Here is a 13,321-nt window from a genome sequence, read left to right as displayed (position 1 = left end):
GCCGATGGTACTGCAGGGGGGACCCTGTGGGAGAGTAGGACACCGCCGGACACCATTCACGATGGCCACCCAGAAATGGGTGGCCATCGCTGTTTAACCACTACCTCGGATCCCCGCTGCTCACTGGAGCGCGGTGCGGGTTAGGGTGGTGCGACGGTCAGGGCCGTCCTCCCCGCCCTCGGGCGGGTCAACTCCACAGAGCATCACCACGACAGGCGAGGAACGCATGGACGACTCAGGATCCGACCGCAACGACCGGGACTCCGGACGTCGTGACGAGCGGCCGCCTCGCGCCGGCGGCCCCGGCCGCTCCTCGAACGATCGCGGGGGCTCGGGCGATTCCCGCCCCCGCCGCGACGGTGATGCTCGTCCTCCCTATCGTGGCGGTGGCGACTCCCGTCCGCAGCGTGATGGTGACTCGCGTCCTCCGTACCGCGGTGGCGGGGACTCCCGTCCGCAGCGCGACGGGGACTCCCGTCCTCCGTACCGTGGCGGTGGCGATTCGCGTCCGCAGCGTGATGGTGACTCGCGTCCTCCGTACCGCGGTGGTGGGGATTCGCGTCCGCAGCGCGACGGGGACTCCCGTCCTCCGTACCGTGGCGGTGGCGATTCCCGTCCGCAGCGCGACGGGGACTCCCGTCCTCCGTACCGTGGCGGTGGCGATTCCCGTCCGCAGCGTGATGGGGACTCGCGTCCTCCGTACCGTGGTGGCGGCGATTCGCGTCCGCAGCGTGATGGGGACTCCCGTCCTCCGTACCGTGGCGGTGGCGATTCGCGTCCGCAGCGTGATGGGGACTCGCGTCCTCCGTACCGCGGTGGCGGCGATTCCCGTCCGCAGCGCGACGGGGACTCCCGTCCTCCTTACCGTGGCGGTGGCGATTCGCGTCCGCAGCGTGATGGGGACTCGCGTCCTCCGTACCGCGGTGGCGGCGACTCGCGTCCGCAGCGTGACAGTGACTCTCGTCCTCCTTACCGCGGGGGTGGGGATTCCCGTCCTCAGCGCGATGGGGACTCGCGTCCTCCTTACCGTGGCGGTGGGGACTCCCGTCCGCAGCGGGACGGTGACTCGCGTCCTCCCTATCGCGGTGGCGACTCGCGTCCGCAGCGGGACGGTGACTCTCGGCCTCCTTATCGCGGTGGCGACTCGCGTCCCCAGCGTGACGGGGACTCCCGGCCTCCTTACCGTGGAGGTGGAGATTCGCGTCCGCAGCGGGATGGTGACTCCCGCCCTTCCTACCGTGGTGGTGGCGACTCTCGTCCGCAGCGTGACGGGGACTCGCGTCCGCCATTCCGCGGTGGATCGCGCGATGGGGGAAGCAGGCCGTGGTCGGACGATCGTCGGGGCGGCGGAGACCGCCAGGGCGGCGGACGCGGACGCGAGGGCTTCGGCGGCGGACGCGGCGGCCCCCGCGAGGAGCCGGAGCTCACCGAGGAGGAGCGCGAGCGGCGCTCCCTCCAGTCGGTGCGTCCGCGCCACGACGACCCGGACCTTCCGGACGACGTGCAGGCCAAGGACCTCGACAAGGTCGCCCGCAACGAGCTGCGCACGCTCTCGAAGGACAACGCCGAATGGGTCGCCCGTCACCTGGTGATGGCCGGCCGCCTCCTCGAGGAGGACCCCGAGCTGGCGCACCGCCACGTGCTCTCGGCGGCTCGTCGCGCGGGACGCATCGCCGTGGTCCGCGAGTCGCTGGCCATCTCGGCGTACGCGACGGGCGACTTCGCCCTGGCGCTGCGCGAGCTGCGGACCTTCCGTCGGATCTCCGGCTCGGACGAGCAGGTGCCGCTGATGGTCGACTCCGAGCGCGGCGTCGGCCGACCCGACAAGGCGCTCGAGCTGGGACGGTCGATCGACCGCACCACGCTGAGCCCCGGCGCGCAGGTGTCGCTGGCGATCGCCATGTCCGGCGCCCGCCTCGACCTCGGGCAGGCGGAGCTCGCTCTCATGGAGCTCGAGATCCCGCAGCTCGACCCGGACCGCGCGTTCTCGTACAGCCCGGATCTCTTCGCTGCCTACGCGCTCGTCCTCGACGAGGTCGGCCGTTCCGACGAGGCCGCGGAGTGGCAGCGTCGCGCCGACATCGCGGCGCAGGCCGTCTTCGCGGCCGAGGGCGGCGGTGACGACGAGACGATCGAGGTGATCGAGGAGGAGCACGAGTCGGCCGGCGCCGCGTCCGCTCCCGATCGCGCCGAGGAAGGGACCGCGGTCGACGACGCGGACGACTACCTGGACGACGAGAACGAGGACGACCCGACCGCCGTCGACGACGCGGACGAGGACGACGCCCGGCGGACCGTCTCCGAGGAGATCGCCGACGATGACGACGCGGACACGGACGACGCCGCTGCGACCGCTGACGCCGAGGCCGACCTCGTCGACACGGACGAGCCGACCTTCGCGGACGAGTCCCTCGAGTCCGACGATCTCGCCGAGACGGACCCGGATGAGGCTCTCGACTCCGCTGAGCCGACCGCCGACGAGTCGGTCGGATCCGCCGACACCACCGAGGAGGACGCCGATGTTCCGCAGCAGCAGGACTGAGCCCACTCCGCTCGACGGCCGCGACTCCGTCCTGGCCGATCTCGACGGGGTCGTCTACAAGGGCGCCGACGCGATCCCCTTCGCGGTGGAGAGCCTCAACCGCGCGGCCGAGACGCTGCGGGTCGGCTACATCACCAACAACGCCTCCCGCACGGACGCCTCCGTCGCCGGGCACCTCTCCGAGCTGGGGCTGAGCGTCCGGCCCGAGGACGTCGTCACCTCCCCCCAGGCGGCGGTCGTGCTGCTCGCCGACCTGGTGCCGGCCGGCTCGACGATCCTCGTCGTCGGGGCGGAGGGCCTCACCTCCGAGGTCGAGCGCGCCGGGTTCACCGTGACGCGCAGCGCGGAGGACTCGCCGGCGGCGGTCATCCAGGGCTTCGCACCCACGGTCGGCTGGGAGCAGCTGGCCGAGGCCTCGTTCGCGCTCCACACGGGGATCCCGTGGGTCGCGACGAACACCGACTGGACGATCCCCGTCGCCCGCGGCATCGCCCCGGGCAACGGGACCCTCGTCTCGGCCGTGCACACCGCGGTCGGTCGGCTCCCGGTCGTCGCGGGCAAGCCCGAGCGGGCCATCTTCGACGCGGCGACCGCGCGCTTCGGCTCGACGAACCCGCTGTTCCTCGGCGACCGGCTCGACACCGACATCGCCGGCGCGAACGGCGCAGACATGGAGAGCGCCCACGTGCTCACCGGGATCGACCGGGCCAAGCAGCTCCTCGCCGCGGAGCCCAAGCTCCGGCCGACGTACATCCTCGGCGACCTGCGCGAGCTGCACCTGCCCTACCCGGCGACGACGGTCTCGCGGAACGGCACGCACGCCGTCCGCGGCGCCAAGGTCCGCCTCGACGGCGACTCCGTGGTGATCGTGGACGCCGGCGACGACGCGACCGATCTGCTCCGGGCCGCCTGCTCGGTGATCTGGTCGTCCGGTCGCGCGATCTACGGCCTCGACGTGCCGGAGTCGCTCTACAGCTGAGCCTGCTCGGCGGGCTCCCGGCGTCCCTCGCGGCGCAGGAGCCTGTCGAGCCGGCGGGCCAGACCGACCGCGACGATCGCGATCAGCGCGGCGTACGAGAAGGTCGCGGCGAAGACCCCGGTCCCGGCCCCGATCAGGCCGGTGACCGCCGCCGCGAGGAGGCCCGTCAGCGCGAGGGAGACCGAGGCGCCGGTCGAGTCGGCGATCTGCAGGGCCGAGCTGTTGAAGCCCTCCCGGCCCGGAGCGGAGAGCGCGAGCGTCATCGTCCCCATCCGCGGGAACATCGTGCCCATGCCGCCGCCGGCCAGGAACCAGCCCACGCCCGCGACGATCGGGCTGAGGGCGAGCACCGTGACGAGCAGCACGACTCCGATGCCGGCGAGCACGAGCGACGTGCCGAGCCGCATCGCTCCGCCGTGGCTGAGGCGGGTACCCGGGCGTCCCTGGATGTTCGAGCCGAGAGCCCAGGAGACGGCGCCCGCGGTGAGCATGGCGCCCGAGAGCCAGGGCGGCAGGCCGTACTGCTCCGAGAGCAGCAGCGGCAGGTAGACCTCGGTGCCGAAGAACGCCGCGGCGACGAGGGCGCGGAGGAGGATCACCGACGGCAGGACGCCCCGAGCGCGCAGCGTGCCGTCGGGCAGGAGCGCGCGAACCGCCACGACCACGACCACCACGGCGGCCGCGGCCAGGAGCCCGGCGAGATCGGGCGCGAGCTCGGCGCTCGTGCTCAGCACGACGACTCCGGCCGAGACGACCACGGCGCGGGCGATGCGGCCGACGGCCCGGCGATCGAAGGGGAGGCGCTCGCGCGGCTCGAGCGAGCGGAGCGTCGGCGCGATCGCGGCGCTCGCGAGGGCCACCAGGGCGACGACTCCGAAGAAGACCCAGTGCCAGCTCGCGAGCTCGGCGACGACTCCGGCCACCAGCGGCCCCACCAGCGACGGCACGACCCAGGCCGCGGCGAAGGCGCCGAAGATCCTCGGATGCAGCTCGCTCGGGTAGACCCGCGCGACGAGCACGTAGAGGGTGACGGTGATCCCTCCGCTGCCCAGCCCCTGCAGCAGGCGGGCCGCCACGAAGACCGGCATCGACTGCGCGGCACCCGCGGCGACGAGACCCAGGGTGAAGAGCAGGATCGCGACCACGAGCGACGGCGTCGGGCCGCGGCGGTCGGCCGAGGAGCCGGCCGCGACCATCCCGACCACGGCGGCGGCGAGCGTCGCCGCGAAGGCCAGGGGGTAGAGGGCGCGGCCGTCGAGATCGGCGCTGACGATCGGCATGATCGTCGTCACGGCGAGCGACTCGAACGCGCAGAGGAAGACGAGGCTCGTCGTTCCGATGGTCGTCAGGAGGAGGGGAGCCGAGGTGATGCCGCGGCGATCACGAGAACGCACCTGCTCAACAGTACGCCGAGCGCACGGCCGGTCAGCGGTAGACGGCCCAGTCGTCCTTCGCGAGCACCGTCGGGGTGCCCTCGATCTCGACCAGCCAGCCGCGGTCGTCGCGCTCGAGGTAGCGCCCCTGCACGATCTCGGGGGCCCAGCCGCCGTCGCGGGAGGAGATCCAGCGGACGAAGCGGACGGTGCCTCCGCGCCGGAACAGTGTGCCGTTGTGGTCGCTCATGCGGGGATCTTCTTCACGGAGAGGTCGTCGGGCGACGAGGTTTCGGGGAGGAGGTGGAGGCCGAGGCGGCCGTTCGAGGCGTTCGAGAGCTCGCGCAGCCAGTGCGGGTTCAGCTCGATCGCGGCGGTGCCGTCGTACTCGTAGCGGGTGGGGATGCCGGGGTGGAGCCACAGTTCGGACCGGCGGCCCTCGGCGTCCTCGATCGTCAGGAGGAAGCCCTCGCCGCGGCGGAACCGCGAGGTGATCACGGTCTGGAGGTGGGCCAGGGCGCGGTCCTCGAAGGAGTGCGAGCTGGCGGGTGCGCCGTAGAGCAGTCGTCCCATCGCGCGCACCTCCTCACCGTCGGCGGCGCACGGAAGGCGTGCCGCACCGTCGACACTAGGTATTGCTAAGTCGGTTGACTAACAGTCTCGGCGCCGACTGCGCTTTCGGGACACACGCCGTCCGATCGCCGGAGAAGTGGTTCGATGGGTGCAGCGAGTTCCCGTCCGGGGCGCCTGCCGCTCGGAAGGTGCACCTCGATGGACGCTCGGCCAGACCTGTTCGCCCTGCTCACGCGATTGCGCACGGCGGAGCGCGACTACGACGGCCGCGTGGAGCGCCGCCTGGGCATAGGCGCCACGGATCTCGCGGCCCTGCGGCTGATCGGGGTCGGGGAGCGGCGCGACGAGATCGTCCGCGCCGTCGACCTGTCCGCGGCCCTGTCGATCACGACGGCGGCCGTCTCCCTCCTCGTCGACCGCCTCGCCCGCGCCGGCTACGTGGACCGCACTCCCGACCCGTCCGACGGCCGCGGCCGCATCCTCTGCTTGACGGAGCGCGCGCAGAAGGCCATCGTCGGCACCGACGACCCGACCTACGAGCAGATCCGCGCGATGGTCGCGAAGGTGCCCGAGTCGGAGGCCGCGACCGTGGCGGTGCTGCTCGACGGCCTCAGCCGCATCCTCGAGGGGCAGCCGCCGCCCGAGCTCGTCGACTGATCAGCTCTGCAGGGTGGCGCTCGGCGACTCGCCGAACCGCTCCGCGTAGGCCGCGCTGAAGCGGCCCGCGTTCCCGAAGCCCCAGTGCCGGGCGACGGCGGCGACCGTCGTCCCGTGGGGCGGGCTCACGGCGAGCTCCTCCCGGGCCCGGTCGAGCCGCACCAGCCGCAGGTAGGCGATCGGGCGCATCCCGAGCACCCGCTGGAACGCGGACTGCAGGCCCCGGACGGTCAGGCCCGACGCCGCCGCCATCTCGGCCGGGCCGATCGGCTCGCCGCAGTGGGCGTGCACGTACTCGACGGCCGTCCGGACCCGCGCGTTCCGGGGGGCGAGGAGCTCCGGCGGGACCGGCGCCGACTCCGGGGGGTAGAGGTCGAGCAGGGCGGAGGCCGTGGCACGGGTGAGCTCGTCCCAGAGCAGCGGCTCGACGCGCTCGCTGCGCAGCGCGCGGGCGGAGTCGGCGACGGCCGTGCGCCAGCGGCGGATCGCCGCGGTGTCGGGGCGGTGCTCGGGGTCGAAGACGAGGGACCCGACGAGGCCCCGCTCGCCGGCGACGCGGTCGACCACTCCCCGGTCGAGGTGCACCAGGCGCTGGTCGAAGTCGACGTAGTCGAAGGCGAACGGCCGGCCGACGGGGAAGAGGACCGGGCGGTTCTCCTCCATCGTGATCGAGGCGCGGCCGACGTCGATGCGTGCGGAGCCGCCCACGATCCACTGCACGACGACGTCGTCCGAGTCGCCCACGCCGCCGGCGAGGCGGCCGGACATCCGCGAGGTGCGGAGGGTCATCCCGCGGTCGCCGATCGCGGCGTAGCGGTAGCTGAAGTCGGCTGCGGTGGTGGCGGCGCGCCATTCGTCGCCGTTGTAGAGCCGCGCGAGACTGTGCCGCGCCTCATCCGGATCCTCGCCGCGGGCCTCCAGCCGGACGCGGGAGTGGTGATCGTCCACCGGTCGTTCCGGCGCCTCAGCGCGTCAAGCGCTCGATGAGCTCGCGGTAGCGCGCGGCCGTGCGCTCGACGATCTCGGACGGGAGGGTCGGCGGGAGGCCCTGGCCGTCCCAGTTGTCGGAGAGCCAGTCGCGCACGATCTGCTTGTCGAACGAGCGGCCGCGGATGCCGGCGTCGTAGTCGTCGGCGTCCCAGTAGCGGGAGGAGTCGCTGGTGAGGACCTCGTCGCCGAGGGTGACGACGCCGGTCGCGCGGTCGACCCCGAACTCGAACTTGGTGTCGGCCAGCAGCACGCCGCGGGCCAGGGCGACGGTGGACGCCTCGCGGAAGACCGCGAGCGAGAGGGTGCGCAGCGCCTCCGCAGCCTCCTCCCCGACGATCTCGACCGTGCGCTCGAAGGTGATGTTCTCGTCGTGCTCGCCCTGCGGGGCCTTCCACGCCGGGGTGTAGATCGGCTCGGGGAGCGCGTCGCCGTCCTGGAGGCCCCCGGGGAGCGGGACGCCGCAGACGGAGCCGGTCTCCCGGTACTCCTTCCAGCCGCTGCCGGAGAGGTAGCCGCGCACGACGCACTCGATCGGGAACATGTCGAGCGTCTTCACCAGCATCGACCGGCCGCGGACCGCCTCGGGGATGTCGCCCGGGATCAGGTGGTTCGGGACGTCGGCGAGCTGCGCGAACCACCAGAGGGAGAGCGTGGTCAGCAGCTCGCCCTTGCCGGGGATCCCGGGCTCGAGGACCGCGTCGTACGCGCTGACCCGGTCGCTGGCGACGACGAGCATGCGGTCGGCGCCGAGCACGGGTTCGGCGTCGTCGGGGGTGTAGAGGTCGCGCACCTTGCCGGAGTAGGCGTGCTGCCAGCCGGGCAGCGGCGCCGTGGTGTCGAAGGACAGGGAGTCGTCGCGGGTCACCGCACCATTCTCCCCGATCCGGGGGGCTCCGCGGCTCCTGAAGACCTCCTGTGTCCTGGCGGATCGGGGCTGTCAAGCACGCGCGGTCGCCGATCCCGCGCGCCTAGCGTCGAGACATGACCTCGCAGAACGACCAGACCCCGCAGAACGACCAGTACACGTTCCAAGACCCGACCGCGATGTTCGCCGACATCGACACGGAGGCCCAGTACCAGGAGGGCTCCGGCCTCGACTCGAAGATGGACGACCCCGCCGACCGCGGCGAGTCGACCTACCGCGGCTCCGGCCGCCTCACCGGGCGCAAGGCGCTCGTCACCGGAGGCGACTCGGGCATCGGCGCGGCCGTCGCCATCGCCTACGCCCGCGAGGGCGCCGACGTCGCGATCGTCTACCTCCCCGAGGAGGAGTCCGACGCGAAGAAGGTCGTCGCGCTGATCGAGGAGGCCGGCCGCACCGCCGTGGCCATCCCCGGCGACATCACCGACCACGACTTCGCCGTGGGCGCCGTCGCGAAGGCCGTCGAGGGCCTCGGCGGACTGGACATCCTCGTCAACAACGCGGGCAAGCAGCAGCACGTCGAGGACTTCCTCGAGCTCTCGGACGAGCAGTTCGACGAGACCTTCAAGACCAACGTCTACGCGATGTTCTGGATGACGAAGGCGGCCGTGCCGCACCTCGCCCCCGGCTCCGCGATCATCAGCACCTCGTCGATCCAGGCCTACCAGCCGTCGCCGATGCTGGTCGACTACGCCAGCACGAAGGCCACGATCAACACGTTCTCGAAGGCGCTCGCGCAGCAGCTCGCGCCCAAGGGGATCCGCGTGAACGTCGTCGCCCCGGGCCCGATCTGGACGCCGCTGCAGACCGCGGGCGGTCAGCCGTCCGACAAGCTGCCCGAGGTCGGCTCGCAGACGCCGCTCGGACGCTGGGGGCAGCCGGCCGAGCTCGCTCCCGCCTACGTGTTCCTCGCCTCCCCGGAGTCGAGCTACGTCGTCGGCGAGACGCTGCACGTCAACGGCGGCATGCCCACGCCGTAACACTCGGCGCTCACGGCGGGCCCGGTCGCGGCGCGGAGGAACCCTCTTCCGCGCCGTGGCGGGGCCCGCGGTTTTGGTTGTCGTAACAATCGACTGCTGTGCAGGTTCGTGCGCGAGAGTCGGTGCATGACCGATTCCCTGCCGATCCTCGACCTGTCCCGCCTCGACCAGGGGGAGGCGGAGGCCGCCGCCTTCCGCCGCGACCTCCGGGAGACCACGCACGACGTGGGCTTCTTCTACCTCGTCGGCCACGGCGTGCCCCAGGACCTCCTCGACGACGTCGTCGCCGTCTCCCGCCGCTTCTTCGACCTGCCGGAGGAGGAGAAGCTCGCGATCGAGAACACCCTCAGCCCGCAGTTCCGCGGCTACACCCGCTTCGGCGCCGAGCTCACCAACGGCGACGTCGACTACCGCGAGCAGGTCGACATCGGCATCGACCGACCGGCCGTTCCCGCCGGGCCCGGCGTCGCCGACTACGAGCGCCTCGAGGGGCCGAACCTCTGGCCCGAGGCGCTGCCGGAGTTCCGCGAGGTCTTCGAGCGCTGGCACGCGGAGCTCGCTGCGGTCGCCATCCGGCTGCTGCGCACCTGGGCCGTCGCGCTCGACGCCCCGGAGGACGTGTTCGACGAGGCGTTCGCCGAGCGGCCGTTCTCGCTGGTGAAGGTCGTCCGCTACCCGGGCACCTCCGACCCGGAGCCCAAGCAGGGCGTGGGCGCGCACCGCGACGGCGGCGTGCTGACGCTGCTGCTGGTCGAGCCCGGCAAGGGCGGCCTGCAGGTCGAGCACGACGGCTCGTGGATCGAGGCACCCGCGATGGAGGGCGCGTTCGTCGTCAACATCGGCGAGATGCTGGAGCTCGCCACGGGCGGCTACCTCAAGGCCACGCTGCACCGCGTGATCTCGCCGCTGATCGGGACGGACCGGATCTCGATCCCGTTCTTCTTCAATCCCGCGCTCTCGGCCACCATGCCTTCGCTCCCGCTGCCCGAGGAGCTCAAGTCCGGCCTCTCGGTCGACCCGACGAACGCGCCGATCCTCGAGACCTACGGCGAGAACGCGCTGCGCTACCGCCTCCGGGCCCACCCGAACGTGGCGGCCGTCCACCACGCGGACCTGCTCGCTCCCACCGTCTGACCCGGGACGACGAAGGGCCCCCTCCCGCGCGAGCGCAGGAGGGGGCCCTTCGTCGTCAGTGCGTCAGCAGCGCGCGGCGGCCACGGGGACCGTCGCGGTGAACGCGGGCTGGCCGGTCGCCGATCCGGTCACCGTCACCGTGCCGGCCGGCATCGAGGCCAGGCGGGTGGTGAAGGCGGCGGAGGCGGACGATCCGGGTGCGACCGCGGTGAACGACTTCGAGCCGTAGGCCGAGGTGATCGTGACGTCCGCGGCAGCGGTGTCGGTGTTCTTCACGGTCGCGGTGAGCACGATCTTGCCGGCGACGCAGCGCGTGGCGACCGCGGGGACGAGCTCGAGGGTGTCCAGCGGGACGACGGCCGAGACCGACGTGCGCACCAGCTTGTCCGCGTACCCGGTGTAGGAGGCCGTGACGCCGGTCACGCCCGCCGGGACCGAGACGCTCGCCGAGCCGCCGGAGAGCGGGACGGTCGAGGTCCACGAGCCGCCGGTGAAGGTGACCGAGCCGACGACGTCGCCCTTGTCGGCCGCCGCGACCGTCGCCGTGACCGTGCGGCCGTCGGCGGTGAGGGTCGTGGTGGAGTCGACGGCGGTGACGCCGGTCCAGTTCTTCATGGCGGTGAGGACCGTCTGCGGGACGCTCACGAACGCACCGTGCCGCGGGCTGGCCGGGAGGCCGGCGCGGCTCTTGGGCGAGACGTTCCAGTCGGCCGACTGCGAGAGGCGGTTCGTCTGCGAGCTGCCGGCGATGGCCGCTCCGGAGGTGAGGAAGGCCTTGTAGCCGCCGTCGCCGTAGTTGTCGACGAGGAAGGCGTAGCCGTCGCCCGTGCCGGTGGTGTCGTTCGGGTCGCCCGCGTTCAGCTTGATGATCTCGGGTCCCTCACCGGCCTGGCCGGTCTCGAGCGAGGTCATCCGGGTGTCGGTGAGCTGCCAGGTGGTGTTCGGGTCGGCGCTCCAGTTGGAGGAGGTCGTCCCGGCGGTCAGGACCTTCGACTTCTCGAGGAAGATGTCCTTCCCGGCCTCGAGGGTTCCGGCGGCGCCGCCCTCCTCGTTCTTGGTGAAGCGGTAGTAGTAGTCGCCGATCTTCGTGATCGTCGAGTCGATCCGCGCGTAGCCGGTGTCCTGCCAGGTGGCGGGAGGAGCGGTGAAGGTGCGGAAGTCGCGGGTGATCACGGAGAAGACGCGGGAGTAGAGCTTGTCGCTGTTGGTCTTCGTCGCGTCGGAGTAGAGGCGCGAGGAGAAGAACACGACGTAGGACTGCAGGGCGTCGTCCCAGTACGCCTCGGGCGCCCAGGTCATTCCGGCGGCCGGCTGGTTCACCGTGATGCCGGTGTCGGCGCCGTTGGTGCGGGTCCACTGCACCAGGTCGGTCGACTCCCAGACCTCGATCTTCAGGCTGCCCTTGGACTGGGCGTCGCCCCAGCCGGTGCCGCAGGAGATGCAGAGGTCGGTGGCGACCATGTAGTACTTGTCGCCGTTGTGCGAGCGGAGGATGAACGGGTCGCGCAGGCCCTTCGTGTCGGTCGTCGAGGTGATGACCGCCTTGCCGCCGTTGACCGGCGAGAAGGTGAAGAAGTCGTTGCCCGAGGTCGCGGCCTGGTAGATCTTCTCGTCGCCGTCCGACTTGAAGTACGCCGAGGCGTAGCCCGCGTCGGGAGCGGTGCGGCCGAGCTCGGCGACCGTCAGCGTGAAGGTGCGCGTCTCGGTGACGCCGTTGAGGGTGGCCGTGGCGGTGAGGGTGACGGTCCTGTCCCCGGAGCCGTAGGCCGGCCGGGTGACGACGCCGCCGCCGCGGTAGGGGTCGGCCGCGCCGACCGCCGGAGCCGCGTAGGAGGTGTTCGTCGGCGTGACGAGGGCCGGGTCCGAGGAGGTCCAGGTGATGTCGGTGCCGTTCCGGGCGCCCTTCACCGCGAGGGGGAGGTTCTCGGTGGTGCGCGTGGCGAGCTTCAGCGCGTCGAGGTCGTCGTTGATGCTCGGGGCGAGCACGACCACCTCGAAGGCGATCGTCGCGCCCTGGGCGGTGGTCGCCGTCAGGGTGACCGGGGTGTTCTGCGCGATCGAGCGCGAGACGACGCCGGTGGCCGAGACGACCGCGCTGTTCGAGGAGGTCCAGGTGAGCGGGACGCCGCTGCTGGAGGCGGGCAGCGTCAGGTTCGAGGAGACCTGGGTCAGCGACGGGTTGCCGGCCAGCAGGACGGGCTGGATGTCCGAGCGCAGCAGGGCGGAGGTCGCGGACGCCTTCGCCGCGGCGGTCGGCATGCTCGAGGCGACCTGCTCGGCGGTGAGGGAGGTGTCCCAGAACTTCACGTCGGTGACGTCGGCGGTCACGAGCGCGTCGCCGGAGTAGAGCGAGCGGCCGAGGTAGCCGAGCGTGGACCCGGTCGGGACGATGCTCGCCATCGACTTCGTGGTGTTCGCGGTCGAGATCTGCGTGCCGTCGCGGTAGAGGGTCAGCACGGTGCTCGACCCCGTGCCGGTGCCGACGAGCGTGAGCGTCGTGAACCCGGGGTTCAGCGTGCCGCCGAACGGCATGCGGGTCTCGCCGTTGCTGGTGGGCTCCTTGACGCGGATGCCCGCGAGGACCTGTCCGCTGGGCGAGCCATCGGGGTTGCGCGGGTTCACGAAGACGTGGTTGCCGAGCTGCGTGGTGTTCCACGGGCCGACGCCGTCGCCGATGACCCAGCCGAACTGGTTGGCGGTGGTCTGCGTCTTCACCGTGTACTCGACGGCGAACGCGTTGTCGGCTCCCGTGACCAGGCCCTGGGGCAGGCTCGCGTAGCCGTCGTTCTTGAACCGGGCGACCTGGTCGCCGCCGGCGTTCGCGAAGGACGCGTCGGTGAGGCCGGTCAGGGTGGCGTTGCGTCCGTTGCCCGAGATGTCGAGCAGGGCCGAGCCGGCGTGCGACATGTCGTAGTGCGCGGTGGGCGCCGGGACGTCGACGGCCTGCGCCGAGACGGGGACGAGAGCGCCGGTGAGGGCGACGCTCGTGCAAGCGAGAGCGGAGAGGAAGAGGGATCGCACGCGGCGCCGAGGCGCGGCGGCAGGGGGCTCCGGGGAGCGTCGTCTCATCGTCGAGACCTTTCCTTCAGGGGAGGGATGCGTCGAGCCGAGGGGACCGACGCGTGTGTTCACGTTAACATGTGGGCCGCCTCAGAGCCATGGGGGAATTGC

The 13,321-nt window shown here is 72.0% G+C and carries 11 protein-coding genes; 5 read left to right on the top strand and 6 right to left on the bottom strand.

Annotated elements, in window-relative coordinates; translation table 11 throughout:
- Positions 1-1,462: 1,462 nt before the first annotated feature.
- Positions 1,463-2,542, top strand: a complete 1,080-nt coding sequence (locus C5C27_RS03130) for a hypothetical protein (RefSeq protein WP_104313578.1) — start codon at positions 1,463-1,465, stop codon at positions 2,540-2,542.
- Positions 2,520-3,521, top strand: coding sequence for an HAD-IIA family hydrolase (locus C5C27_RS03125; RefSeq protein ID WP_104226795.1), 1,002 nt, complete (start codon positions 2,520-2,522; stop codon positions 3,519-3,521). The genes C5C27_RS03130 and C5C27_RS03125 overlap by 23 nt, the downstream gene beginning before the upstream one ends.
- Here the strand turns inward: C5C27_RS03125 and C5C27_RS03120 are convergent.
- The 3 genes from C5C27_RS03120 to C5C27_RS03110 are packed head-to-tail and all read right to left on the bottom strand — an operon-like array spanning position 3,512 to position 5,467.
- Positions 3,512-4,915, bottom strand: coding sequence for an MFS transporter (locus tag C5C27_RS03120; RefSeq protein WP_258066484.1), 1,404 nt, complete (start codon positions 4,913-4,915; stop codon positions 3,512-3,514). The two genes, C5C27_RS03125 and C5C27_RS03120, sit on opposite strands and share 10 nt — an antisense overlap.
- A 31-nt stretch (positions 4,916-4,946) precedes the next feature.
- Positions 4,947-5,144, bottom strand: coding sequence for a hypothetical protein (locus C5C27_RS03115; protein WP_068256013.1), 198 nt, complete (start codon positions 5,142-5,144; stop codon positions 4,947-4,949).
- A complete protein-coding gene (locus C5C27_RS03110) occupies positions 5,141-5,467 on the bottom strand; it encodes a hypothetical protein (protein ID WP_104223794.1) in 327 nt (108 codons plus the stop codon). The genes C5C27_RS03115 and C5C27_RS03110 overlap by 4 nt, the downstream gene beginning before the upstream one ends.
- 198 nt (positions 5,468-5,665) lie before the next feature.
- Between C5C27_RS03110 and C5C27_RS03105 the strand changes: the two genes are divergently transcribed.
- A complete protein-coding gene (locus C5C27_RS03105) occupies positions 5,666-6,124 on the top strand; it encodes a MarR family winged helix-turn-helix transcriptional regulator (RefSeq protein ID WP_159940166.1) in 459 nt (152 codons plus the stop codon).
- On the opposite strand, the gene C5C27_RS03100 is transcribed toward C5C27_RS03105, so the two are convergent.
- Both C5C27_RS03100 and C5C27_RS03095 read right to left on the bottom strand, forming a co-directional pair.
- Positions 6,125-7,072 carry a helix-turn-helix transcriptional regulator gene (locus C5C27_RS03100; RefSeq protein WP_104313577.1) on the bottom strand — a complete coding sequence of 316 codons (948 nt, stop codon included), beginning with the start codon at positions 7,070-7,072 and terminating at the stop codon, positions 6,125-6,127.
- A gap of 16 nt (positions 7,073-7,088) precedes the next feature.
- Entirely contained in the window at positions 7,089-7,979 is an 891-nt protein-coding gene (locus tag C5C27_RS03095; protein ID WP_258066483.1) for a phosphoribosylaminoimidazolesuccinocarboxamide synthase, read from the bottom strand.
- A 116-nt stretch (positions 7,980-8,095) separates the two neighbouring features.
- Between C5C27_RS03095 and C5C27_RS03090 the strand changes: the two genes are divergently transcribed.
- Together C5C27_RS03090 and C5C27_RS03085 are read left to right on the top strand one after the other, a co-directional pair.
- Positions 8,096-9,016 (top strand): glucose 1-dehydrogenase, encoded by a 921-nt coding sequence (locus tag C5C27_RS03090; protein WP_104223791.1) that lies wholly within the window; start codon positions 8,096-8,098, stop codon positions 9,014-9,016.
- 126 nt (positions 9,017-9,142) lie between these two features.
- A complete protein-coding gene (locus C5C27_RS03085) occupies positions 9,143-10,150 on the top strand; it encodes an isopenicillin N synthase family oxygenase (protein WP_104256556.1) in 1,008 nt (335 codons plus the stop codon).
- Positions 10,151-10,213: 63 nt separating this feature from the next.
- Here the strand turns inward: C5C27_RS03085 and C5C27_RS03080 are convergent, their stop codons facing one another.
- Positions 10,214-13,171, bottom strand: coding sequence for an immunoglobulin-like domain-containing protein (locus tag C5C27_RS03080; protein ID WP_258066482.1), 2,958 nt, complete (start codon positions 13,169-13,171; stop codon positions 10,214-10,216).
- Positions 13,172-13,321 lie beyond the last annotated feature (150 nt).

Source organism: Rathayibacter sp. AY2B7 (genome assembly GCF_002931635.1).
GTDB lineage: Bacteria > Actinomycetota > Actinomycetes > Actinomycetales > Microbacteriaceae > Rathayibacter.
Note: the sequence above shows the minus strand (reverse complement) of the source record. Positions and strands in the feature narration are given on the sequence as shown.